Origin of the sequence: [Mannheimia] succiniciproducens MBEL55E (genome assembly GCF_000007745.1) — a bacterium.
GTDB classification, from domain to species: domain Bacteria; phylum Pseudomonadota; class Gammaproteobacteria; order Enterobacterales; family Pasteurellaceae; genus Basfia; species Basfia succiniciproducens.
The window spans coordinates 2,114,999-2,137,928 of sequence record NC_006300.1; the positions used below are offsets into that span (position 1 = coordinate 2,114,999).

The 22,930-nt window shown below is 43.1% G+C and carries 22 protein-coding genes and 3 tRNA genes; 11 read left to right on the plus strand and 14 right to left on the minus strand.

All coding sequences use genetic code 11. From position 1 onward, the window contains the following. The first annotated feature begins 160 nt into the window (after positions 1–160). On the plus strand, positions 161–1,051 hold the full coding sequence (locus tag MS_RS09885) for a LysR family transcriptional regulator (RefSeq protein WP_041640273.1): 891 nt from the start codon (positions 161–163) through the stop codon (positions 1,049–1,051). A 102-nt stretch (positions 1,052–1,153) separates the two neighbouring features. Here the strand turns inward: MS_RS09885 and MS_RS09890 are convergent, their stop codons facing one another. From MS_RS09890 to MS_RS09910, 5 genes are all read right to left on the minus strand, one after another. Then, positions 1,154–1,786, minus strand: coding sequence for a tellurite resistance TerB family protein (locus tag MS_RS09890; RefSeq protein WP_011201329.1), 633 nt, complete (start codon positions 1,784–1,786; stop codon positions 1,154–1,156). A gap of 128 nt (positions 1,787–1,914) precedes the next feature. Further along, positions 1,915–3,594, minus strand: a complete 1,680-nt coding sequence (locus MS_RS09895) for a fructose-specific PTS transporter subunit EIIC (RefSeq protein ID WP_041640074.1) — start codon at positions 3,592–3,594, stop codon at positions 1,915–1,917. A gap of 4 nt (positions 3,595–3,598) precedes the next feature. Continuing rightward, positions 3,599–4,540 carry a 1-phosphofructokinase gene (fruK, locus tag MS_RS09900; RefSeq protein ID WP_011201331.1) on the minus strand — a complete coding sequence of 314 codons (942 nt, stop codon included), beginning with the start codon at positions 4,538–4,540 and terminating at the stop codon, positions 3,599–3,601. A gap of 3 nt (positions 4,541–4,543) precedes the next feature. Then, positions 4,544–6,052 carry a fused PTS fructose transporter subunit IIA/HPr protein gene (gene fruB, locus MS_RS09905; protein WP_011201332.1) on the minus strand — a complete coding sequence of 503 codons (1,509 nt, stop codon included), beginning with the start codon at positions 6,050–6,052 and terminating at the stop codon, positions 4,544–4,546. A 203-nt stretch (positions 6,053–6,255) separates the two neighbouring features. Next, on the minus strand, positions 6,256–6,765 hold the full coding sequence (locus MS_RS09910; RefSeq protein WP_041640275.1) for a hypothetical protein: 510 nt from the start codon (positions 6,763–6,765) through the stop codon (positions 6,256–6,258). Between the two features lie 195 nt (positions 6,766–6,960). Between MS_RS09910 and glpE the strand changes: the two genes are divergently transcribed. Beyond that, a complete protein-coding gene (gene glpE / locus MS_RS09915) occupies positions 6,961–7,281 on the plus strand; it encodes a thiosulfate sulfurtransferase GlpE (RefSeq protein WP_041640075.1) in 321 nt (106 codons plus the stop codon). Between the two features lie 20 nt (positions 7,282–7,301). Here the strand turns inward: glpE and MS_RS09920 are convergent, their stop codons facing one another. Continuing rightward, a complete protein-coding gene (locus MS_RS09920) occupies positions 7,302–7,625 on the minus strand; it encodes a DUF5389 family protein (protein ID WP_050738265.1) in 324 nt (107 codons plus the stop codon). A gap of 65 nt (positions 7,626–7,690) precedes the next feature. Between MS_RS09920 and MS_RS09925 the strand changes: the two genes are divergently transcribed. Continuing rightward, complete coding sequence (locus MS_RS09925) at positions 7,691–8,566, plus strand: rhomboid family intramembrane serine protease (RefSeq protein WP_011201337.1); 876 nt, start codon at positions 7,691–7,693, stop codon at positions 8,564–8,566. A gap of 40 nt (positions 8,567–8,606) precedes the next feature. After that, positions 8,607–9,365 (plus strand): DeoR/GlpR family transcriptional regulator, encoded by a 759-nt coding sequence (locus MS_RS09930; RefSeq protein WP_011201338.1) that lies wholly within the window; start codon positions 8,607–8,609, stop codon positions 9,363–9,365. A 171-nt stretch (positions 9,366–9,536) separates the two neighbouring features. On the opposite strand, the gene tuf is transcribed toward MS_RS09930, so the two are convergent. The 4 genes from tuf to MS_RS09955 all read right to left on the minus strand — a co-directional run bounded on the left by tuf (position 9,537) and on the right by MS_RS09955 (position 11,233). Continuing rightward, the gene (gene tuf / locus MS_RS09935; RefSeq protein ID WP_011199348.1) at positions 9,537–10,721 is read right to left on the minus strand and encodes an elongation factor Tu; all 1,185 of its coding nucleotides are present in this window, start codon (positions 10,719–10,721) and stop codon (positions 9,537–9,539) included. Between the two features lie 121 nt (positions 10,722–10,842). After that, a tRNA-Thr gene (locus MS_RS09940) sits at positions 10,843–10,918 on the minus strand. A 3-nt stretch (positions 10,919–10,921) separates the two neighbouring features. After that, a tRNA-Gly gene (locus MS_RS09945) sits at positions 10,922–10,996 on the minus strand. 161 nt (positions 10,997–11,157) lie between these two features. Next, positions 11,158–11,233, minus strand: a tRNA-Thr gene (locus tag MS_RS09955). A 217-nt stretch (positions 11,234–11,450) separates the two neighbouring features. Between MS_RS09955 and coaA the strand changes: the two genes are divergently transcribed. Next, complete coding sequence (gene coaA / locus MS_RS09960) at positions 11,451–12,404, plus strand: type I pantothenate kinase (protein WP_011201339.1); 954 nt, start codon at positions 11,451–11,453, stop codon at positions 12,402–12,404. Between the two features lie 105 nt (positions 12,405–12,509). Here the strand turns inward: coaA and MS_RS09965 are convergent, their stop codons facing one another. Continuing rightward, on the minus strand, positions 12,510–12,899 hold the full coding sequence (locus tag MS_RS09965; RefSeq protein WP_041640076.1) for a RidA family protein: 390 nt from the start codon (positions 12,897–12,899) through the stop codon (positions 12,510–12,512). Positions 12,900–13,018: 119 nt separating this feature from the next. Continuing rightward, entirely contained in the window at positions 13,019–15,643 is a 2,625-nt protein-coding gene (gene adhE / locus MS_RS09970) for a bifunctional acetaldehyde-CoA/alcohol dehydrogenase (RefSeq protein ID WP_041640077.1), read from the minus strand. Positions 15,644–16,029: 386 nt separating this feature from the next. Here adhE and MS_RS09975 point away from each other — a divergent pair, with 386 nt between their 5' ends. Beyond that, complete coding sequence (locus MS_RS09975) at positions 16,030–17,382, plus strand: patatin-like phospholipase family protein (protein ID WP_011201342.1); 1,353 nt, start codon at positions 16,030–16,032, stop codon at positions 17,380–17,382. On the opposite strand, the gene MS_RS09980 is transcribed toward MS_RS09975, so the two are convergent. After that, positions 17,374–17,967: an aminotransferase class IV family protein gene (locus MS_RS09980; RefSeq protein ID WP_041640078.1), complete on the minus strand. Its 594-nt coding sequence runs from the start codon at positions 17,965–17,967 to the stop codon at positions 17,374–17,376. The genes MS_RS09975 and MS_RS09980 overlap by 9 nt on opposite strands. Positions 17,968–17,975: 8 nt before the next feature. After that, positions 17,976–18,959 carry an aminodeoxychorismate synthase component I gene (locus MS_RS09985; RefSeq protein ID WP_011201344.1) on the minus strand — a complete coding sequence of 328 codons (984 nt, stop codon included), beginning with the start codon at positions 18,957–18,959 and terminating at the stop codon, positions 17,976–17,978. 105 nt (positions 18,960–19,064) lie between these two features. On the opposite strand from MS_RS09985, the gene MS_RS09990 reads away from it, so the two are divergent. The 5 genes from MS_RS09990 to MS_RS10010 all read left to right on the plus strand — a co-directional run bounded on the left by MS_RS09990 (position 19,065) and on the right by MS_RS10010 (position 22,823). Then, on the plus strand, positions 19,065–19,634 hold the full coding sequence (locus MS_RS09990; protein ID WP_011201345.1) for an anthranilate synthase component II: 570 nt from the start codon (positions 19,065–19,067) through the stop codon (positions 19,632–19,634). Positions 19,635–19,690: 56 nt separating this feature from the next. Then, positions 19,691–21,067, plus strand: coding sequence for a Trk system potassium transporter TrkA (gene trkA, locus MS_RS09995; protein ID WP_011201346.1), 1,377 nt, complete (start codon positions 19,691–19,693; stop codon positions 21,065–21,067). Positions 21,068–21,166: 99 nt separating this feature from the next. After that, entirely contained in the window at positions 21,167–21,553 is a 387-nt protein-coding gene (gene mscL / locus MS_RS10000) for a large-conductance mechanosensitive channel protein MscL (RefSeq protein WP_041640079.1), read from the plus strand. A 79-nt stretch (positions 21,554–21,632) separates the two neighbouring features. Further along, positions 21,633–22,067 (plus strand): ribonuclease E inhibitor RraB, encoded by a 435-nt coding sequence (rraB, locus tag MS_RS10005; RefSeq protein WP_011201348.1) that lies wholly within the window; start codon positions 21,633–21,635, stop codon positions 22,065–22,067. Between the two features lie 51 nt (positions 22,068–22,118). Continuing rightward, on the plus strand, positions 22,119–22,823 hold the full coding sequence (locus MS_RS10010; RefSeq protein WP_011201349.1) for an SIMPL domain-containing protein: 705 nt from the start codon (positions 22,119–22,121) through the stop codon (positions 22,821–22,823). The last annotated feature ends 107 nt before the right edge of the window (positions 22,824–22,930 follow it).

Genomic DNA, 22,930 nt, shown 5'->3' on the forward strand with positions numbered 1-22,930 from the left:
GAACATGATTTTACCTATTGTGTTGCCGGAATGTGCAGTATAACGACATTCAATGTAACAAAATATGCAGTTTTATTCTATCACTGTGCCGAAGATTGCATTTTCATATTTATTCCATAAAATGAAGACAGCCAAATCATTTATTCCGGAGAATGAGATTATGAACCGATTAGACGCCCTTAAATATTTTATTGTGGCGGCGGAAACGCTGAGTTTTAAATCGACGGCAAGCCGGTTTTCGGTGTCCCCTCAGGTGATTACAAGGGTAATTTCCGAGTTGGAAGGAGAGTTGGGCGAACAGTTGTTTAAACGCAATACCCGAGCTATTCGGATAACGGATTTCGGTAGTCGGTTTTTAGCCGATGCCATTGCTTTTTTACAGCAGGAAGAGCGGTTATTCGGCGGCGTAAAAACTGCGGAAGAGAGCCTTTCCGGCTTAGTGCGGATTACGTTACCGCCTTCCGATTATGCGGATAAAATTTTATTGCGATTGCTAACCGCACTTGCGCCCTATCCGGATATTCAGATTGACTGGCGCACGGATTTCGATACGCTCAAAGCGGTGGATGACCAAATTGATATCGGTATTCGCATCAGCCGCACGCCCGAAGATCATTGGGTGGCGAAAAAGATTACTGACCTACAAGAGCCTATCGTGGCAGCACCTAGTCTTATCGCTAAAACCGGATTGCCAAAAGACGTTTTTGATTTAGCCGCCAATTTTCCGGTAGGCTATATTTTAAATCCTAAGACCGGCAAAGTATGGGACTGGATGATGGGTGAACAACCCATAATTCTAACTAAGCCGACGGTTATCACCAGCGATATTAAAAGCTTGTTACCGGCGGTCTTATCCGGCAGGATTTTCGCGCCGATAATGTATCATGACTGTAAATCCTATCTTGATTCCGGCGAGTTACAAGTAGTCTTCTCTAATGAGGAAACCTTGATTTGGGGAATTTACCTCTACCGTCCTTATCAAACCATTACTCCCAAACGAGTGTTGCTGGTATTTGAGTTATTGGAGAAAATTTTAGAAGAAGGGTTTTAATAGAAGTTAGAACAGGCATTTTCGAAACGTCTTGCAAATGCAAAAGTGCGGTAAAAAAATCGTTATTTTTGACCGCACTTTGCACATCGCGGAATGATTAAATCAGAAACCCGCCTGTTTTTCTAACTGTTCTACAAGCGCTTCATCTAACCCCAACGCTTGCGCTAAATTTGCTAAGAAAACAATTTCTTTGCGTGCTAAATCGGCGCAAACCATTCTTGCCGCCAGATACACCTGTGATGCTAATGCCTGATTATCACCCACTTGTTGGGCGATTTCCCGCACTGTTGCCGGTTGATACATTTCTTGCCGAATCCACTGCTGTACTTCCGCATCATCGCCGGCCTGGCTTAAAATCGCTTGTTGTTCCCGGTCGGAAATTGCGCCGTCTGCAGCCGCCGCCGCAATCATTGCCTGCAAAATCACTTTGCTGAGTTCCGCCGATTGTTGTACGCTTTGGGTAAATTCCATTTCAGTAACCGGTACAACTTGGCTTTGTTTATGTTGATAATCCTGGTAAGCCTGATAAGCAAGGCTGCCTAATGCGGCAAGCGAACCTAATTTTGCAAGCCCCGCTCCGCCGGTGCGTCCGAAAATCATCGAAAGCACGCCGATAGCCGCTGCACCGCCACCGATTTTTGCCACTTTATCCGTTGTGCTATTGCCGCTTGCCGTTTTCTTAACGGTTTCCTGAGCGGCACTTAAAACTTGATTTAAAATTGCATTGAAATCCATATTGTTCCTCCTGTGCTATGAACACTTCTTTTGTCTGCCAATTTTTCTATTAGTTCGGGCAAAGCGGAATACTTATAAAAAAAGCCTTTGTTTTGAGATAAACAAAGGCTTTATGCTTGATTAGGAAATTATTCCGCAGCTTGTTTCGGTTTGATAATTGCGTAAAGAACGCCGGTTGTTAAGGCACCTACGGCAATCGCACCCAAATACATTAACGGTTGCGACACAAACGGAATCACGAATAAACCGCCGTGAGGCGCTTGCAGCGTAATGGCAAGGCTCATAGAAATTGCGCCGGCAATGGCTCCGCCAATTACACTTGAAACAATCACGCGTACAGGGTCGGCGGCAACAAACGGTAACGCGCCTTCGGAAATAAAGCATAAACCAAGTACGAATGAAGCTTTACCCGCATCACGTTGGCTTGCGTTAAATTTAGCGCGCGCAATCCAGGTGGCAATCGCCATTCCTAAAGGCGGTACCATACCCGCAGCCATTACCGCAGCCATCGGCGTATAAACCTGTGAACCAATCATACCCGTACCGAATACATAAGCGGCTTTGTTTACCGGACCGCCCATATCGATACACATCATACCGCCAAGAATCGCACCCAACACCAGCGCGTTTGCCGAGCCCAAACCTTTTAACCATTCGGTTAGCGCATTCATTGCCGCAGCAACCGGCGGATTTAATAAATAAATCATTGCCAGGCCGACGATCGCCGAACCTAATAAAGGCAGAATTAAAATCGGTTTTAACGAAGTTAAACTGGCTGGCAGTTGAATGGCATCATTCAGGAATTTCACTACATAACCGGCAAGAAAACCCGCGATAATACCGCCCAAAATACCGGCACCGGCGGATGTGGCAAGCATACCGCCGATAAGACCTACGGCTAAACCCGGACGGTCTGCAATAGAGAATGCAACATAACCTGCAAATACGGCAATCATTAAGTGGAACGCCGCACCGCCGCCGATATCCATTAATGCTTTCGGCAAGCCGCCTGCGATGTTTTCGTCTTTAAACGCCTCAATACCGAACATAAACGAAATAGCAATCAATAAACCGCCGGCAACGACAAGCGGTAACATATGGGAAACCCCGGTCATAAGATGTTTATATACACCTTTTTTCTCGCCTGAAGTTTGTGTTTCTGTGGCGGTTGTAGTTTCTTCACCCTGATAAATCGTCGCTTCTTTAAAGGCTTTATCAAATTCCTGTGCGGTTTTCTTCAATGCTAAGCCCGTTGAAGTACGATACATCGGTTTTCCTTTGAATTTGCTTAAATCCACATTAATATCCGTAGCGATAAAGACTAAATCGGCCGCCGCCACATCTTCCGCAGAAATAATATTGTTCGCACCGACTTGACCTCTGGTTTCCACTTTTACATTCCAACCTTGCTGTTGGCAGTAGGTTGTAATCGCCTCGGCAGACATAAAGGTGTGTGCCACCCCGGTCGGACAAGCGGTAACCGCCACGATATTTTTCATACCGGAAGCAGTTGCGGGTTGCACGTCCTGTTGCGCCGGTTGAACATAATCCACAGCCTCGGTTAATGCCTGCGCGACGGTATTTTCAGGCGCATTCAACGCTTGTTCTTCATCCACCAAATACACTTTTTTACCTAAAAGTGCGGTCAAATTCGGCAAAGTTTTACCGAAAACAATCGCTAAATCCGCTTGTTCGGCATTTTCTACCACTTGATGATTTTGTTGTTTTACTGCGGCAGCTAAAACCTGGTGCAATAAAAATGCTTTTGCACGACCTAAATTTGGTGATTGCGTAAGAAAAATATTCATCGGCTTATCCTTCAATCGTTGTGATTTTTACATTTGCTAAGATTGGGTCGAGCAACTTGCGATCGCTGACACCCACGTTACTTTGTGAAACGGCGAAGGCAGATACCGCACTTGCAAACGCCAATGTTTCTTGTTGAGATAAATTATTTACAAAACCATAAATTAAACCTGCGACCATCGAATCGCCGGCACCGACTGTGCTTACTACGTTTTCACATTTCGGCGGCTGAGCCAAAATCACGCCGTTATCACTTAGCCATAATGAGCCGTTTGCGCCCATGGAAATAATAACATTGGCTATCCCTTGTGCTTTTAATTGTTTTGCGGCGTCAATGATGTCTTTCAAAGTCGGTAACTCATGGCCGACCCAGGCTTCTAATTCGCGGTGATTCGGCTTCACTAACCAAGGATTTGCTTTAAGACCTGCTGTTAATGCGGCATTACTACTATCTAGTACGACTTTTACACCCGCTTGATGTAATTGGCTTAACCAGCTTTGAAACATATCCGCCGTTACGCCGCGGGGCAAACTGCCACACACGGCAACGATGTCGAATTCTTTACAATAAGCGAGGGAATCTGCGGTAAATTTCCGCCAATCCTGTTCACTGATTTGATAACCAAGAAAATTCAAATCCGTTACATCCGCGTCCGTTTCGGTGATTTTTACGTTTATTCGGGTTTTACCGGCAACCCGCTGGAATTTATCCTGCAAACCTTGTTGTTGGAATAAATGCTCGAAATCGCCTACGTTATCTTCACCGAGAAAACCACCGACCGCGACTTCAACGTCTAAGTCATTCAACACCTTAGCCACATTGATACCTTTACCGGCAGGGAATAAACCGAGGGTTTCCACCGTATTCACTTCGCCCAATTCAATGCGTTTTAAACGCCCGACCAAATCATAGGCGGCGTTTAATGTGATTGTTGCCACTTTTGCCATTATTTATTCTCCTAAACCTGCCGCGATTGCCGCACCGATACCGTCAATCGCTTGTTGCGCTTCTTCACCGGTGGCGACAAAATGCAGACGAGAACCTTTTGTCGCCCCTAATGCAACGATTTTCATCATGCTTTTAGCGCTCACTAACCCACCGTCGCGATTTAAATTACGAACCGCCACCGACGCATTATATTTTTTGACTTCATTCACTAAAGTCGCCGCAGGACGAGCATGCAGACCGTTTTCATTATTAATCACAAAAACCGCTTCGATACTGTCGGATTTAGGTTGCTCAACTTCCGGTGTCGCCGGGTTAGCGACTTCAATAGTATCCGGTTCTGCCGGCGGAACGGCGGAAACAGGCTCACCCAAGCCCGCCGCAATTTCTTTAGCGATGGCTTCAATCGCCTGCTGCGCCTGCGCACCTTCGGCAACAAAACGCAAACGGTGACCTTGAGTTACTCCTAAGGCAACCACCTTCATTAAACTTTTCGCACTCACTGCCGCTGTACCGCGGGTAATATTTTCCACCGTGATTTTTGCATCAAACTTTTTAACTAAGTTAACCAGATTCGCACAAGGACGCGCGTGTAAGCCGTTTTCATTGCGTAGCGTAAATGTGCCGATTACCGTACCGGCAGCCGGCACCGCTTGTGTCGTTACTTGTTCGGCAGTTACCGCTTGTTCCGCCTGTATACCGTTCAATGCGGCAATAATTTTCTCCGCATTGCCGGCAAGCAAAGTTTGTTGTACTTGTTCACTTAATAAGCGGGCAAGGGTTTCATTTACCGCATCGTCTTTCGCTGAAACGGTTACAACCCCTTGCACATTTTTACCGTTAACCGAAAAAGCGTTCTTTGCACGACTAAAAGCCAGCGCGTTCTTAAGGTTGCCTAGCGGGCTGTCAGTCACCCATAATCCGTTACCCAAAGGTAACGCAGGGCTGGCAATTACATCGGAAACAAAGGAATTTTCTACCGCACTTTGTTGCTCCAATTTACCGGCATTAATCGCCACAAGGGTTAATAAACTTTGAGTATCTACATCTAAGCTGATATTTTCCGTTTTAACCGCAAACTCATCATCTTCGCCCATTAAAATCGCGCGGAATTTTTTCGCATCCTGTAAGGTTGCTAATTTCGCCGCCGTATCTTCATCACCTAATACGTGCGTTAATTGGCGCAATAACGCCAAATGCTCATCAGAACGGGCGGCAATGCCAATCACAACATAAGCGATATTACCATCTCCCCACTCAATACCTTGCGGGAACTGGAATATTTGCACGCCGGTATTTTTTACCATATTACGGGTTTCTAACGTACCGTGGGGAATAGCAATCCCGTTGCCTAAAAATGTTGAGGTCTGTAATTCACGACCCAACATACCTTGTAAGTAACCGCTTTCTACATAACCGGCCTGCTCCAACGCTTTCGCCGCTAATTCGATAGCCTGCTCTTTATTGCCAGCCTGAGCTGATAAATGAATGTTGTTTTCAGGTAAATTAAACATTCTGTATCCTTATTTGATTTAGGTTATTTGAAGCCCGATAAAATACCGAAGATTTTCATAAGCCGCAGCTTGCAAAAACGTTTCAGTTTTTATGTTCTAAAAGAAAGAGAATTGATAAATTATCACGAATAATAAAAAAATGAGCAAGCTCACAATGACATAAAAAGTCAAAAGTTTGAACTTGCTCACAGTTTCAATATAAATTATTTACAAAGGTTTAATAATTCTTCACTACCTTTTGTAATATATTCGTCATTTTCGCCGCGAACCTTACCTTTGCGTAAATCAATTACCGCATCGTAAATACCTTGGGTCATACTTTGGGTGTCTACTTTAGACCAACAAGTTGCGCTTAAACGGCTAAAGTTAGTCTGCAAATCCGCTGCAAAAATCACACCGCTGTAATAGGCGTGCAATTTGCTGTCTAATCCGCTACCCAATCTTGCGCGAATTTGTTCCGTCGGCACTAAAATGCGCCCTAAATACCAGTCGTTTGCGCCGCTGGCAAAGGAATTCACGTCGTAATCTTCGGTAATGCGTCCATTATAGGATTGAACCGTCGAAGCATAAGCCACCGCATAAGATTTTTGATCGATTTTGTCTTTATCAAGATTAATAACGGGTTTGTCATTGCCCATAAACGGTACGTAAGAAGATAAAGAACAAGCCGATAACATTGCCAGCATAGCAATAAAAGATAGTTTTTTTAACATAAGCGCCCTTTTAGTTAAGAAAATAGCCTCGTTCATTATACTGTGAGTTGAATATATGCCAAATAGTTTTCGCATTTTGATCGGAAAAGCAATAAAAGTGCGGTAAAAAATATTGAGATAATCTTGTCGGCGCATTTACCATTTCATAAAACGTTGCTATATTAGCGCTCATACCTTACAAAATCACTCGGAATTATTATGTTTAAAGAAATTACCCCTCAACAGGCCTGGCAATTAATGATCGAAGAAAACGCAACCTTAGTGGATATCCGCGACGAACAGCGCTTTACTTATAGCCATGCAAAGGGCGCATTTCATTTAACCGGCCAAAGCTACGGCAAGTTTCAAATACAATGTGATTTCGATGATCCCGTTATTGTCAGCTGCTATCATGGTATCAGTAGTAGAAATGTCGCCGCTTTTTTAGTCGAGCAGGGATACGACAACATATATAGCATAATTGGCGGCTTTGAAGGCTGGCAACGAGCGGGGTTACCTATTGAAACGGCATATTAGATCGGCAGGTCTTTAATAAATTATCCGCTAAACCCTACTCTAGCCACATAAAATAAAATTCCGTAAAAAATTACCGCACTTGTCATTAACAGACGTTTTGCCGATTTAGGGCTCCCTTGATGTAACTTATAGCAAATACGAGCCATAACCGCCAATAATAAAGGATACAGCCAGAGAAACATCGACATAGACATGCTTTGTTGCTGGCTTAATGCCGGATTTTTTTCTAAATTAGTGGAAACCAGCAACGCTAAAGGCCACAGAAAAACCGGTAAACAAAACGCGGCAATCGCCCAGCTGAATTTGCTAAACCCTTCCGGCATGGAATCTTGTTGATTATCCATTGTATTCTTCCCCATTTCGTTGCTATCCCTTACAATAAATAAAATTCAGATTAGGAATATATCAAATGCAGTTACTGTTTAGAAGCGAAATTCCAAGCTTTGCCTGGCAATTTCGCGATTACATTCGTAAAAAATATCAAATTGAACTCATTTTACAGCAAGAAAAAACCGATATGCGGCAAAACGTTATTGCCGTATATCTTTCGGGAAATAGCGAGCAAACCGCGGCCATTTTACAGGATCTTGCAGAATTTCATCGTAATCCTTTTGATGAACGTTACGAACGGGCAAGTTGGGAAACCGGTGATGTGTCAAGCGGCTCACATTCATTGAAAGAGCTTGCGGAAAACTCAAGCCAAGGAATTAAGCAACAGTTGCTCAAAACAGGCCCCGTCACTTTATTAATTACGCTTATTTGTATTATTGTATATGGTTTTGAAATCAGCGGCATGGCTGAACAAATTATGCAATTTGCGCATTTTCCTTATGAATTCGGCGAAAATCAGCAAATTTGGCGTTATTTCACCCATAGTTTAGTTCACCTTTCATCTATGCATATTACTTTTAATCTTGTTTGGTGGTGGATTTTCGGCGGCGCAATCGAACGCTATTTTGGCAGCACAAAATTAATCATAATCTATGTTTTAGCCGCATTCGCAACAGGCGTTACCCAGAATTTTGCCTCCGGACCTCATTTTTTCGGTTTATCCGGGGTAGTATATGCCGTATTAGGTTATGTTTTTGTTGCAGATAAATTTAGTCCGAATAACCGATTTAACCTGCCTTCGGGTTTCTTCAATGTTTTAATCATAGGGATTGCACTCGGTTTTGTAACCCCGTTGATTGGCATAAAAATGGGTAATACCGCTCATATCACAGGGTTGCTAGTTGGACTAATTCTTGCTTTTTTACAAGAAAAAATCGGCAAAAAAAGTAAATAGAGGGTACAATGGCCTTGTCTTTTATTTCTAGAGGAACATTATGAAACAGTCTATTCGCCATCAAAAAATTGTTGAACTTGTTAAGCTTCAAGGCTACATCAGCACGGATGAATTGGTTACACTACTCAATGTTAGCCCGCAAACCATCCGTCGCGATCTCAATGAACTGGCGGAAAACAACCTCATTCGCCGCCATCACGGTGGTGCGGCATCACCCTCAAGTGCGGAAAACAGCGATTATTCCGAACGTAAGCTATTCTTCTCATTGGAAAAAAATCATATCGCTCAAGCGGTTTCCCGCCTAATTCCAAACGGTTCCTCGCTGTTTATTGATATAGGGACGACATCCGAAGCGGTGGCAAATGCATTGCTAGGCCATCAAAACTTACGCATCGTTACCAACAATCTCAATGCCGCTCATATTCTAATGAAAAATGACACCTTTAAAATCACTGTTGCCGGCGGCTCGTTACGTCAAGACGGCGGAATCATTGGAGAAGCCACGGTAAACTTTATCTCCCAATTTCGCTTGGATTACGGTATTTTAGGCATTAGCAGTATTGATCTTGACGGTTCGTTGTTGGATTATGACTATCATGAAGTGCAAGTAAAACGAGCTATTATGGAAAGCTCCCGCGAAACAGTATTAGTTACGGATCATTCAAAATTTTCACGTCAAGCCATTGTGAAGTTGGCTTCCGTCACCGATGTGGACTATTTATTTACCGACCAGGAACCGCCTAAATCCATTATGGAATTAATCCATAACAGCTCGGTAGAATTAAGAGTATGTAAATAACCGCTCAAGTGCCAAAATAAAACCGATAAAAAAGTGCGGTAGAAAATTTCAAATTTTTCACCGCACTTTTGCATTTATTTTCTAAAAAAAATAAGACTTCACAAAAATAAAATTTATGCCGTAAAAAAAGGGACTCTTTCGAGCCCCTTTTCAGATTTGCCGTTACATCAATTATTTGATGATTTTCGCAACAACACCCGCACCTACCGTACGGCCGCCTTCACGGATTGCGAAACGTAAACCTTGGTCCATCGCAATCGGGTGGATTAAGCTTACGGTCATTTTGATGTTATCGCCAGGCATTACCATTTCCACGCCTTCAGGTAATTCGATTGTACCTGTTACGTCCGTTGTACGGAAGTAGAATTGTGGACGATAGCCTTTGAAGAACGGAGTATGACGACCGCCTTCTTCTTTTGATAATACGTAAACTTCTGATTCGAAGTCTGTGTGTGGTGTGATTGAACCCGGTTTCGCTAATACTTGACCACGTTCGATTTCTTCACGTTTAGTACCGCGTAATAATGCACCGATGTTTTCACCCGCACGACCTTCGTCGAGTAATTTACGGAACATTTCAACACCTGTTACCGTTGTTTTCGCCGTTTCTTTGATACCAACGATTTCTACTTCGTCACCCGTACGGATGATACCGCGCTCTACACGACCCGTTACTACCGTACCACGACCTGAGATTGAGAATACGTCTTCAATCGGTAATAAGAACGGTTGGTCAATCGCACGTTCTGGTTCCGGAATGTATGTATCCAATGCGTTTGCTAACTCAAGGATTTTTTCTTCCCATTGCGCTTCGCCTTCTAACGCTTTTAACGCTGAACCACGGATGATTGGTGTATCGTCACCCGGGAAATCGTATTGAGAAAGAAGTTCGCGAACTTCCATTTCTACTAATTCTAATAACTCTTCGTCATCTACCATATCGCATTTGTTTAAGAATACGATGATGTATGGTACGCCTACTTGGCGACCTAATAAGATGTGCTCACGAGTTTGCGGCATTGGGCCGTCTGTCGCCGCTACTACTAAGATTGCGCCGTCCATTTGTGCCGCACCGGTGATCATGTTTTTAACATAGTCCGCGTGTCCCGGGCAGTCTACGTGTGCGTAGTGACGGGTTGGCGTATCGTATTCAACGTGTGAAGTGTTGATGGTGATACCGCGCGCTTTTTCTTCCGGCGCGTTATCGATTTGGTCGAATGCGCGAGCCGCACCACCGTAGTGTTTTGATAACACGGTAGTGATTGCCGCTGTTAAAGTTGTTTTACCATGGTCAACGTGGCCGATTGTACCCACGTTTACGTGCGGTTTTGTACGTTCAAATTTTTCTTTAGACATTGAGAGTCCCTCTAAACAAACACGGTTATCGATGGTTCAATAATACCACATTAACCAAATGTAGAAAATTAAATATTAACCTGGTTTGAGGGAAAGATTGGAATTTGGAAACTTAAGTGAATGGTGCTGATAGGCGGATTTGAACCGCCGACCTCACCCTTACCAAGGGTGCGCTCTACCAACTGAGCTATATCAGCGCTTGGAGCGGGCAGCGGGAATCGAACCCGCATCATTAGCTTGGAAGGCTAAGGTAATAGCCATTATACGATGCCCGCTGTTCTAAATTCGTCTGTCCCATCAAATCTGGATACTTTCATTAACGAATGGTGGAGGGAGAAGGATTCGAACCTTCGAAGGCTGAGCCGGCAGATTTACAGTCTGCTCCCTTTGGCCGCTCGGGAATCCCTGGACGATAATGAAGACTTGAAAATGAGAATGGTGCCGACTATCGGAATCGAACTGATGACCTACTGATTACAAGTCAGTTGCTCTACCTACTGAGCTAAGTCGGCATCTCATAAGCAAGTGAGGCGTATTATAGGGAAAATTTTATGACTGACAAGTGTTTTTTTGAAAAAAAATACTTTTTTTTTGTTGTTAGGCTAATATTCAGACAAAAACAACGGTTTTTGCCACCTTTTTAACCATTTTTTATATATTTTTCTGCATAAAAAATTTTTCTATTGTATATTCACAGTAATTTTTACTTTCTTAACATTAGAATGAGCCGTGAACATAGAAAGCCAATCGTCAGTTTCAGAGAAATTTAGCCCGTTTTTGACATTTACCCGTAAACAATGGGCGGAATTGCGGAAATCCGTGCCTTTAAAACTGACAGAACAAGATTTAAAGCCTTTACTCGGTTTTAACGAAGAATTATCGTTGGAAGAAGTCAGCACCATTTACCTGCCTCTTGCGCGTTTAATTAATTATTATATTGAAGAAAATTTACGTCGCCAGACCGTAATGAACCGTTTTCTCGGCAATACCAACGCCAATGTACCTTATATTATCAGTATTGCCGGCAGCGTTTCGGTCGGGAAAAGCACTTCCGCGCGTATTTTGCAGTCTTTACTGTCTAACTGGCCTGAAAATCGCAAAGTGGATTTGATTACCACCGACGGTTTTCTCTATCCCTTAGAAAAATTAAAAAAAGAAAATTTATTGCATAAAAAAGGCTTCCCCGTCTCTTACGATACGCCCAAATTAATCAAATTTCTGGCGGACGTAAAATCCGGCAAACCGAACGTGTCGGCGCCGATTTATTCGCATTTGACCTATGATATTATCCCCGATAAATTTAACAAGGTAGATCGCCCGGATATTCTTATATTGGAAGGTTTAAACGTATTACAAACCGGTTCGCGCAAAGCGGAACAGACTTTTGTCTCCGATTTTGTTGATTTTTCCGTTTATGTGGACGCCGATGAAGCCTTATTAAAGGAATGGTATATTCGCCGCTTTTTGAAATTCCGTGAAAGCGCGTTTACCGATCCGAATTCCTATTTTAAAGATTATGCGAAACTCTCTAAAGAAGAAGCGGTTGAAACCGCCGCTAATATTTGGAATACCATTAACGGCTTGAATTTACGGCAAAATATTTTACCAACCCGTGAACGGGCAAATTTAATCTTGCGTAAAGGCGCCGACCATGCGGTACAAGAAGTGAAGTTGCGCAAATAAATCATCAAATAGCAAAAAGGCACGGTCAATAAAACTATGCCTTTTCTTTTACAAAAAACGGATTTTTTGACCGCACTTTTGTATAAATAAGCGCTTAACCCAGCCTTATTTGCGCACCGCAATAGCTTCAATTTCCAAGCCGACGTCTTTCGGTAAACGCGCCACTTCAACGCATGAGCGAGCAGGGAAATTCGGATGGTCATTCTCTTTGAAAAAACGTTCGTATTCCGCATTTACGGTGGCAAAATCGTTTAAATCCTTAACAAAAACCGTTGTTTTTACAATATCCGCCACGGTTAACCCTGCCTGTTCGATAATCGCTTTAACGTTTTCTAAAGATTGGCGGGCTTGTGCGCTAATATCCGCCGGCACTTCACCGGTTGCCGGATTCACCGGAATTTGCCCCGAAGTCAGCACTAAATTGCCTAAATCTACCGCTTGAACATAAGGACCGATTGCTGCGGGCGCGTTTTCTGTATGAATAGTTGTTGCCATAATTGTTTCCTTTAATATCAATAAATCCTGTTGATTTTACCCTTTAGACGGATAAAAACAATCAAAAAAATACCGCACTTTTAGAAAAAGTGCGGTACGATTTTTAAGAATTTTACAAATTAGTATTTGCTTTCATCATAACCATAGTAGGCGTTAGTGAGAATTTCTTCCATGTCCGCCACAATCGGTAATCGCGGATTTGCCGGCGAACATTGGTCTTCATAGGCAAGCAATGCAATTTCATGGCGGGCATCCATCCAGGCTTGTTCTTCCAATCCCTGTTCTTTGAAGGACATTTTAATACCGCAACGTACCGCTAAATCGTAAACCGCTTTGGCATAAGATTTCACGCCCTCTTCCGGGGTCGCCGCCGGTAAGCCCAACAAACGGGCGATATCCTGATATTTTTCGTCCGCTTTGTAATAGTTGTATTTCGGCCATGTGGCGGTTTTCGTCGGTTTAGTACCGTTATAACGGATCACGTGCGGCATTAAGATCGCATTAGTGCGCCCGTGAGGCGTATGGAAATGGCCGCCAAGTTTATGTGCAAGGGAATGATTCATACCTAAGAATGCATTGGCAAACGCCATACCCGCAATGGTGGACGCATTATGCATCTTTTCTCTTGCCTCCGGATCATTTTCTTTTACGGATTTTTCCAAATACCGGAATACCAGTTTAATCGCCTGTAAAGCAAGACCGTCGGTATAATCGTTGGCCAGTACGGAAACATAAGCTTCGGTGGCATGGGTTAATACGTCTAATCCCGTATCCGCCGCTACATGGGCGGGTACCGTCATAACTAATGCCGGATCCACTAAAGCGATAGTCGGCGTTAGCGAATAGTCCGCAATCGGATATTTTTTGTTACCTTCGGTAATCACCGCAAACGGGGTCACTTCCGAACCCGTACCGGATGTGGTCGGAATGCCGATATAGCGGGCTTTTTTTCCCAATGATGGAAATTTAAAGGCACGTTTACGAATATCCATGAATTTTTGAACCAAATCACGGAAGTCAATTTCCGGTTGTTCATAGAATAACCACATCACTTTTGCCGCATCCATGGCGGAACCGCCGCCAAGCGCGATAATAGTGTCCGGTTTGAAATTACGGATTAAATCCACACCGCGGCGCACGGTTTGAATGCTCGGATCCGGTTCTACATCGGCAAATAACTGGTAAGAAACCGGATCGCGACGGGATTCCAACTGATGGGCGATTTTTTGTACAAACCCAAGATCCACCATAGTGCGGTCGGTTACGATAACTACTCGTCGCATATCCGGTACGGATTGTAAATATTGAATTGAATCCCGTTCAAAATAGATTTTTGAAGGTACTTTAAACCATTGCATATTATTTCTCCGTCTTCCCACACGTTTGATATTTACTAAGTTCATGGCGCTGACATTGTTGCTGACGGAATTTTTGCCGTAAGAACCGCAACCCAAGGTTAATGAAGGCAGGAAAGCGTTATAAACGTCGCCGATACCGCCGAAGGTAGAAGGCGAATTCCAGATAACGCGAATGGCTTTAACGCGCTCGCCGAAGCGTTTGGCAAGCGCCGCATCTTTGGTGTGAATTGCCGCGGAGTGTCCTAAACCGTTAAATTCCACCATGGCTTCGGCAAGCGTTAATCCCTCTTCGGTAGAACGGGATTTTAAAACGGCAAGTACCGGTGATAATTTTTCCCGGGTTAAAGGTTCTTTCGGGCTGACTTCTTTACATTCTGCGGCAAGAATATTGGTTTTTTTCGGCACTTCAAAGCCCGCTTGTTGAGCAATCCAGTATGCGGATTTACCTACCACGTCGGCGTTTAGTTTCGCACCGGCGCAATTTGCACCGTTAGCTTTTACACCGAACATAAATTCTTCCAATAAAGTTTTTTCTTTTTTATTGACGAAATACACACCGTAGGATTTTAATTCGTTGACGAATTCCTCATAAATTTCCGCATCGGCAATAGCGGCTTGCTCTGAAGCGCATACCATACCGTTATCAAAGGATTTCGACATCACGATATCGTGAGTTGCCTGTTTAATATCGGCGGATTTTTCCACATAAGCGGGCACATTTCCGGCACCGACTCCCAATGCCGGCTTGCCGCATGAATAAGCGGCCTGCACCATAGCATTACCGCCGGTAGCCAGAATGGTGGCAATGCCCGGGTGATTCATTAACGCATTAGTACCTTCCATAGAAGGTTGTGCAATCCATTGAATACAGTTTTCCGGCGCACCGGCGGCTACTGCGGCATCACGCACGATTTGTGCGGCATGAGCGGAAGACTGTTGGGCGGAAGGGTGGAAAGCGAAAACAATAGGATTGCGGGTTTTTAAAGCGATCAGTGATTTGAAGATAGCCGTGGAAGTAGGATTAGTGGTAGGTGTAATGCCGCAAACTACGCCCACCGGATCGGCAATTTCGGTGATACCTGTGACATCGTCGTCACTGATAATCCCGGCGGTTTTCCAGTGTCGCATTTTGTTCACTACATGTTCGCAGGCAAACAGGTTTTTAGTGGCTTTGTCCTCGAACACGCCGCGCCCGGTTTCCTCTAACGCATGTAGCGCCAATGCTCCATGTTGGTCTAAAGCGGCAACAGAAGCTTTCGCTACAATGTAGTCCACCTGTTCCTGATTTAGTTGGCGGAATTGCTCCAGTGCCACTAAACCTTTCTCAACCAGTGAGTTCACCTCCGCTTGAGCGGGGCTTACTGTGTTTTCAACAGCGTTACTCATAATCATTTCTCCTAAAGTTGTTTAATATTTAAATTTGGTTACTGGTGCGAATTTTACTACTTTGGAGTTATGAAATGGGATTAATAATGCGATTAAATTGATTTAAATCAAATAAAAAATTTTAATTTAAAAGGTAATCGGTTTCAAAATAAAATACCAATAAGAATTACCGAGGCTTAGAATTCATAAGAATTTTCTCATGAAAAAATGTTTGTTTATCTTTCTTCATTATTTGAGTACATTAGTCGTTTATAAAATTTTCCTTGCATAGAAAAAGCGGTTTGCCTTCTGATAAGATATGAACGCAGGATAAAATTAATATAGTACGATGTAGCATATTATTTTCTTTTTCTATAAATAAAAATTTAGATTTATCCGTTACAACTATGATGCTAAAAAATATTTTCGCCGGTTTGACTGTTTTGTTGTTGTCAGCCTGTACCTTAGTGACTTATCAGCCCGTTGATACCATCAGCCATGTGAACGCCAAGCAAGGGTATCGAATGAGAAATGCCATTCAGCAACCCGACGGCAATTTGATTATTTTAATGTTTTCGGGCGGCGGTAGCCGGGCGGCAAGTTTGGGCTACGGCGTGTTAGAGGAATTTAAAAATGCCGCCGTGCGCCCGACGGCAAAAGGTACAACCCTAATTGATAATGTAGATTTGGTATACGGCGTATCCGGCGGATCCGTATTAGCCACCTATTATTCCCTATACGGGCGGGATGCGGTGCCTAAATTTGAAGAAAACTTCCTGAAAAAAAATTTCCAGCGGGAAATTATCAGTCAGGTTTTCTCCCTTTCCAATTTACCGCGAATAACCTCCCCTCAATTCGGTCGCGGCGACTTATTACAGGAACAGCTGGATCAAACATTATACAAAGGCGCTACCTTCGGTGATCTTGAGCGAAAACGTAAAGGACCGTTTGTCGTAGTGAGTGCGACGGATATGAATTTAGGACAAAAAATAACCTTTACGCAAGAATTTTTCGACGGTCTTTGTATTGACTTAAGTAAAATGGAAATTTCCCGTGCCGTTGCCGCATCAAGTTCGGTACCGTTGCTGTTCAGCCCGTTGACTTTAAACAACAACGGCGGCAACTGCCATTTCGATATACCGGAATTAATTCAAATCAGCCAAAATATCAGCAATGATGCGCAAAAATCAAAAAATCTGGAAGAATTAAAAAATACCTTGTCTTTATATCAAAACAGCAAAGAACGCCCCTTTATTCATTTGGTGGACGGCGGCCTAACGGATAATTTAGGGCTGTCCGGCTTAATTGATATTTATGATGTTGCGGGTCAGGAAGGTATGTACCGGGAAGCGGTAAAGAATCAATTAAAAAACATCATTGTAATCAACGTGAACGCACAAAACGAGGTGAGCAGTGAAATTGATAAAACGGCAAATGTGCCAGGTACAAGAGATGTAATCAACACCATAATCAACGTACCTATCGATCGCAACAGCCAGGTGAGCCTGCGCCGGTTCCGCGAATTTACCGATGAATGGAATAAATCCATGGCAAACAAACCGCCCAAACAACGCATTAATATGCACTTTGTGAATTTATCGCTGAAAGATTTGCCTGAATCGCAGTTGAAAAAAGAGGTGCTGAATATCAGTACGTCTTTTTATTTACTACATTCGGACGTCAATAAATTAAAACGTTCGGCAAAAATATTACTGCAACAATCTAAAGAATATCAGGACGTGTTGCGCGCTTTACAATGATTCGGAAAACGGATTCATGGCATTAATCAGCCTGATTTCATCAAATTGAGCGATATCCTGCCGTTTGATATTAAGAGTTTGAATTCGCTTTTCAGCAAGCAGTTTTGCCCGTTGCGTACCGTTCAGCAACGGAGCTTCGGGCGTAAACCATTGCTGATTTTTGCGAAATAATAAATTACCGATAGTACAATCCGTGACCAGCCCTTGCTTGATGATAATGATTTCATCATGCTTGCCTTTTTGTCGCAGCAATTCGGCAAAAATCCGGCGGTCGCTGAATTTCAACCCATAATCGATATGATCGCAAATCACCGGTTGAAAAGAGCGAAACACTTTTCGTTGATAAGCAAAACACTGTAATCGATAGTCTTGATCATTATAGTCAATACGGCAGCGGATCAGCGGCTCACTGCGCTTTAATGTTAAAAGTGCGGTGGATTTTTGCAAAATTTCCTGAAGATTGAAAGGCAATACCTTACGCCCGTAATATTGATGTAACGCCTGTTCATAACGCGTCTGATGATAATCAAGATTTAATATTTCGCCCCGTTCAACGGCAACGGTTTCAAACAATGGGTAATCCATAAAAATTCCTATTCGACACAATGAATCGGCAAATACACTTTTTGGCAGTATTCTTCATATTCTTCCTGCAACCGGCTTTGGCTGGTAATACCACCACCGCTACGAAAATAAAGCTGCCCGTCTTTTTGCTCAATATAGCGAATCGCCACCGCACTGTTCAGCTCCTCGCCGTTAAAAATACCGAAAATACCGCTGTAATAGCCCCGTTTACCGCCTTCCGCCTGCCGAATAATACTGACGGTTTTTTCTTTCGGCGCACCGCTTATTGAACCCGCCGGTAACAATGCGGCTAATATGGAACCGATACGGTTTTGCCAATCTGCGGTCAAATTTCCTGTAATTTCGGAGCTGGTTTGTAGAATTTCGCCCCGATTAGTCGAGATTTTATCAATATAACGAAAGCGACGTACCCGGATATTTTCCGCTACCATGGCTAAATCATTACGCATAAGATCCACAATAGTATAATGCTCGCGCCCCTCTTTTTCCGACTGCATAAGCTGCTGTTCCGCTTGAGGCAATGCGGCGTCGATTGTGCCTTTCATCGGATAGGTAAAAATCTGATTTTGCCGGATTCGGATAAAAGATTCCGGTGAAAAACACACAAACTGATCCTGCAACAACAATTTATAAGGCGCTTTTGTGGCTTGGAAAATCTGTGCTAAGTTGTAATTAGTATTAATCTTGCTAGGATAGGTTAAATTCAGCAAATAAGAATTGCCTTTTTGTAATTCCTGTTGCACGAGTGCGAACCCCGCGGCATAGCGCTCAAAAGAAACAGGCTCGCTGGAAAACCTTATCTTTTGCCGCGGTAATTCAACGGGTCGGTAAAAATTCGTATTGCCTTCAACAGAAAAAATTATGCCGTTTTCCACCGCACTTTCAAGCGGGCTGATCAAAGGCTTTTGCCGCTCAAAATCAATTAAAAAGAAAAACGCCGTTTTTTGTCGCCCCAATCGGTTGGCTTGTCGGATAAAAGAAGCAAAATTCATATTCTTAACAAAAAGTGAGAAATGACCGGATTCTAGCTTAAAGTCACAGAAAAATCTTATTTTTTATTTTATACTTATAACAATTATGGACGATTCGGAAAATTTATGTCAAAACGCTTACTTATTGTGAATAATCATGACTCATTCACCTACAATTTAGTGGATTTGATCCGCCGATTATCCGTCCCCATGCGAGTGATTGAGGTAGAAAAATTAGATTTAGACGAAGTGGAACAGTTCAGCCATATTTTATTATCGCCGGGCCCCGACGTGCCGGAAGCCTATCCCGAAATGTTCGCTTTGTTAACCCGTTATTATCGGCATAAGGCGATTCTCGGCGTGTGCCTTGGCCACCAAACCTTGTGTCGGTTTTTCGGCGGGCGTTTGTATAATTTACGGCAGGTACGCCACGGTGTTTGCGGGCGGTTAAAAGTGCGGTCAAAATCCGCCATTTTTTCGGGCTTGCCGGAGGAATTTGATATTGGTCTGTATCATTCCTGGGCGGTAGACAGCCAAAATTTTCCGGCGGAATTAACGATTACCGCCGAATGCCATGAAGAAGTCGTCATGGCGTTTGAACATAAGACCTTACCGATTTACGGCGTGCAGTTTCATCCCGAATCTTATATTTCGGAATATGGCGAACAAATGCTAATAAATTGGCTGAATAGCTGATTTTTTAGGTAAACTAGTTCAATTTTTATGATTGAACCCAATAAAAAGGAATACTTGTGAAAATTATTATTCTTGGCGCGGGTCAAGTGGGTACGACGCTGGCAGAAAATCTGGTAAGCGAAGATAACGACATTACCTTAGTAGATAATGAATTGCTCCGTTTAGAAGACTTGCAGGATAAACACGATTTGCGGGTGGTTGCCGGTTCCGCGTCATCGCCGCGCGTACTTCGCGAGGCGGGCGCTCCCGATGCCGATTTATTAGTGGCCGTTACCAGTTCCGATGAGGTGAATATGGTTGCCTGCCAAATGGCGTACACCCTATTCCATACCCCCACTAAAATCGCACGTATTCGGAATTCCGAATATTTACGGGAAAAAGATAAATTATTTCATAACGATATGATCCCGATTGATCATATTATTTCCCCTGAAAATCTGGTAACGGAAGAAATTATCCGGTTAATCGACTACCCCGGCGCATTACAGGTCGCCCATTTCGCTGACAGACGCATTAGCCTGGTAGTATTAAAAGCCTATTACGGCGGTCCTTTGGTAGGTTATGCCATTTCTATGCTGAAAGAACATTTGCCTTATATCGATTACCGTATCGTGTCTATTTTGCGCCACGATAAATTAATTCGTCCGCAAGGTTCAACTATCATTGAAGCGGGTGACGAAATCACCTTTATCAGCGCAACCGTACACATTAAAGCCATTATGGCTGAAATTCAGCGTTTGGATAAACCTTATAAGCGCATTATGATTGTAGGCGGCGGCAACATCGGCGCCGGCGTGGCAAAACAATTGGAAGCCGGCTGTAGCGTAAAATTGATTGAACGTAATGCTGAAAAAGCAAAGTCACTGGCGGAAAAACTCTCTAACACATTAGTTTTTCACGGCGATGCCTCTGACCAATCTTTATTATTCGAAGAACATATTGAAAACATCGACGTATTTATCTCACTCACCAGCGATGATGAGGCCAATATTATGTCGGCATTACTGGCAAAACGGTTAGGTGCCAAAAAAGCCATGGTGTTAATCCAACGTATGGCGTACATTAATCTCATTCAGGGCGGTACCATTGATATTGCCGTTTCACCGCAACAAGCCACCATTTCCGCCTTATTGACGCATGTACGAAAAGGCGATGTGAAAAATGTGGTTTCATTACGCCACGGTCTGGCGGAAGCTCTGGAAGTTGTGGTACATGGAGACGCAGCCACCTCCAACGTGGTCGGGCGAAAAGTAAGCGAACTGAAACTGCCTCAAGGGGTGATTTTAGGTGCCGTTTTGCGAAATGAAGAAGTGATTATTGCCAAAAAACAGGTGGTGATTGAAGAAAACGATCATGTAGTTATCTATTTGAGTGATAAGAAAAATATCAGTGAAATTGAAAAATTGTTCCAACCAAGCGCATTTTTCATTTAAATAACACAAAATAATCAATTTATATAGGTTGTAGGTATTTTAAACAGGCCCTATAATACGCACTCTTTTTTGATAGCAATTAACTTTAGGAGAATATTTATGAGCTTTATGAAAGAATTCCGCGAATTTGCCATGCGCGGCAACGTTGTTGATATGGCAGTCGGTGTGATCATAGGCGGCGCGTTCGGTAAAATCGTTAGTTCGTTAGTAGGCGATGTGGTTATGCCTGTACTGGGTATTTTAACCGGCGGCGTCGATTTCAAGGATTTAAAATTTGTATTAGCGGAAGCCGTAGGCGAAACGCCGGCAGTTACTTTAAACTACGGTTTATTCATTCAAAACGTATTTGATTTTATCATTATCGCATTTGCCATTTTCATGATGGTGAAAGGCATCAACAAACTGAAAAAACCGGTTGAAGAAGCGCCTAAAGGCCCGACTTCAGAAGAATTGTTATCAGAAATTCGCGATTTACTGAAAAAATAGCGATTGCGGAAAATCTTCCTTTTATCGGGAAGATTTTTTATTTAATCTTCATCGTCCAAACTGAATTAAGGGGATCAACATGACAGATTTACAAGAACTCCGGGCGGAAACCAGAGAAATCATTACCGACTTACTGAACGACGGTAGTGATCCTGATGCGCTTTATATTATTGAACACCATATTGCTCATTATGACTTCGATAAACTAGAAAAAATTGCCGTTGATGCCTTCAAAGCGGGCTATGAAGTTTCGGAAGCGGAAGAATTTGAAGACGAAAACGGTAAAGTCATTTACTGTTTTGATATTATCAGCGAAGTGGAATTAAAACCTGAAATCATTGATTTACAACAGAAAGAGATTCTGCCGATTCTGCAAAAACACAACGGTATTTATGACGGCTGGGGAACTTATTTTGAAGACCCTAATGCCTCCGACGACGAATACGGCGATGACGGTGAATTCTTTGATGATGAAGACGACTTCGACGACGAAAACGAAAGACCGGTTCATTAATCCGCATACAAACCGCACTATAAAAGTGCGGTTATTTTTTAGGAAATTTCTATGAAACTCAAATCCTTATTTTGCTTATGTTTAGCGCTCCCGCTGATGGCGGCGGCGAATAACGAAGCGCCGCAAAACCCTCAAAATATAGTCAGTTTCTCCGCGGAAACGGAAAAAGAAGTACCGCGCGACTTAATGCAGGTTTCCCTGTATTTACATGAAGAAGGAAACAATTTAAAGAATTTAAACAAAGTTATCGCAGAAAAACTGAACAAAGGTCTAACGCTGATAAAACAGCAGCCTGCAATAGAAATTCAAAGCAATAACCGCCAAACCCAGGTGCGTTACAACAATAAAAATCAAAAAGACGGTTGGATTGCGACTGCGGAATTAGTACTGCAAAGTAAAAATTTCAGCCAATTGTCTCAATTGATTGAAGACTTATCGCCACTATTTGCCATCGGCAATATCGAAGCGGCACTTTCCAAAGAGGCCATCGTTGCAATGGAAGATGAAATGACCGACAGCGTATTGGCGAAGTTTCAGGCAAAAGCGACATTAATCCAACACAGTTTACAGGCAAAAGGTTACCGTTTACTGGACATCAATATAGATTCCCTCAATGAGCATTACGCCTCACCGATGGTCAATCACGTTGCCATGAAAATGGCTGTGGCGGAACAAGCGGCGCCGGTACAACTGGAAAGCGGGAAAACCCGTTTAAAAGCCATTGCCCGTGGGCGCATTGAATTGATTAAAGAATAAAACCTTCCGACGACGGACGCTTTAAAAATACTTGAGACCGCCGCAAGCCCTAATTGAGCATGACAGGCTTTGATAAATCCTATACAATACGGAAAAATTTTTTTAAC

Coding starts and splice junctions, on each gene's coding strand:
- MS_RS09885 (WP_041640273.1), top strand. CDS start 161: ATGAACCGATTAGACGCCCTTAAATATTTTATTGTGGCGGCGGAAACG.
- MS_RS09890 (WP_011201329.1), bottom strand. CDS start 1,786: ATGGATTTCAATGCAATTTTAAATCAAGTTTTAAGTGCCGCTCAGGAA.
- MS_RS09895 (WP_041640074.1), bottom strand. CDS start 3,594: ATGAATATTTTTCTTACGCAATCACCAAATTTAGGTCGTGCAAAAGCA.
- fruK (WP_011201331.1), bottom strand. CDS start 4,540: ATGGCAAAAGTGGCAACAATCACATTAAACGCCGCCTATGATTTGGTC.
- fruB (WP_011201332.1), bottom strand. CDS start 6,052: ATGTTTAATTTACCTGAAAACAACATTCATTTATCAGCTCAGGCTGGC.
- MS_RS09910 (WP_041640275.1), bottom strand. CDS start 6,765: ATGTTAAAAAAACTATCTTTTATTGCTATGCTGGCAATGTTATCGGCT.
- MS_RS09920 (WP_050738265.1), bottom strand. CDS start 7,625: ATGGATAATCAACAAGATTCCATGCCGGAAGGGTTTAGCAAATTCAGC.
- MS_RS09925 (WP_011201337.1), top strand. CDS start 7,691: ATGCAGTTACTGTTTAGAAGCGAAATTCCAAGCTTTGCCTGGCAATTT.
- MS_RS09930 (WP_011201338.1), top strand. CDS start 8,607: ATGAAACAGTCTATTCGCCATCAAAAAATTGTTGAACTTGTTAAGCTT.
- tuf (WP_011199348.1), bottom strand. CDS start 10,721: ATGTCTAAAGAAAAATTTGAACGTACAAAACCGCACGTAAACGTGGGT.
- MS_RS09965 (WP_041640076.1), bottom strand. CDS start 12,899: ATGGCAACAACTATTCATACAGAAAACGCGCCCGCAGCAATCGGTCCT.
- adhE (WP_041640077.1), bottom strand. CDS start 15,643: ATGAGTAACGCTGTTGAAAACACAGTAAGCCCCGCTCAAGCGGAGGTG.
- MS_RS09975 (WP_011201342.1), top strand. CDS start 16,030: ATGATGCTAAAAAATATTTTCGCCGGTTTGACTGTTTTGTTGTTGTCA.
- MS_RS09980 (WP_041640078.1), bottom strand. CDS start 17,967: ATGGATTACCCATTGTTTGAAACCGTTGCCGTTGAACGGGGCGAAATA.
- MS_RS09985 (WP_011201344.1), bottom strand. CDS start 18,959: ATGAATTTTGCTTCTTTTATCCGACAAGCCAACCGATTGGGGCGACAA.
- MS_RS09990 (WP_011201345.1), top strand. CDS start 19,065: ATGTCAAAACGCTTACTTATTGTGAATAATCATGACTCATTCACCTAC.
- mscL (WP_041640079.1), top strand. CDS start 21,167: ATGAGCTTTATGAAAGAATTCCGCGAATTTGCCATGCGCGGCAACGTT.
- rraB (WP_011201348.1), top strand. CDS start 21,633: ATGACAGATTTACAAGAACTCCGGGCGGAAACCAGAGAAATCATTACC.
- MS_RS10010 (WP_011201349.1), top strand. CDS start 22,119: ATGAAACTCAAATCCTTATTTTGCTTATGTTTAGCGCTCCCGCTGATG.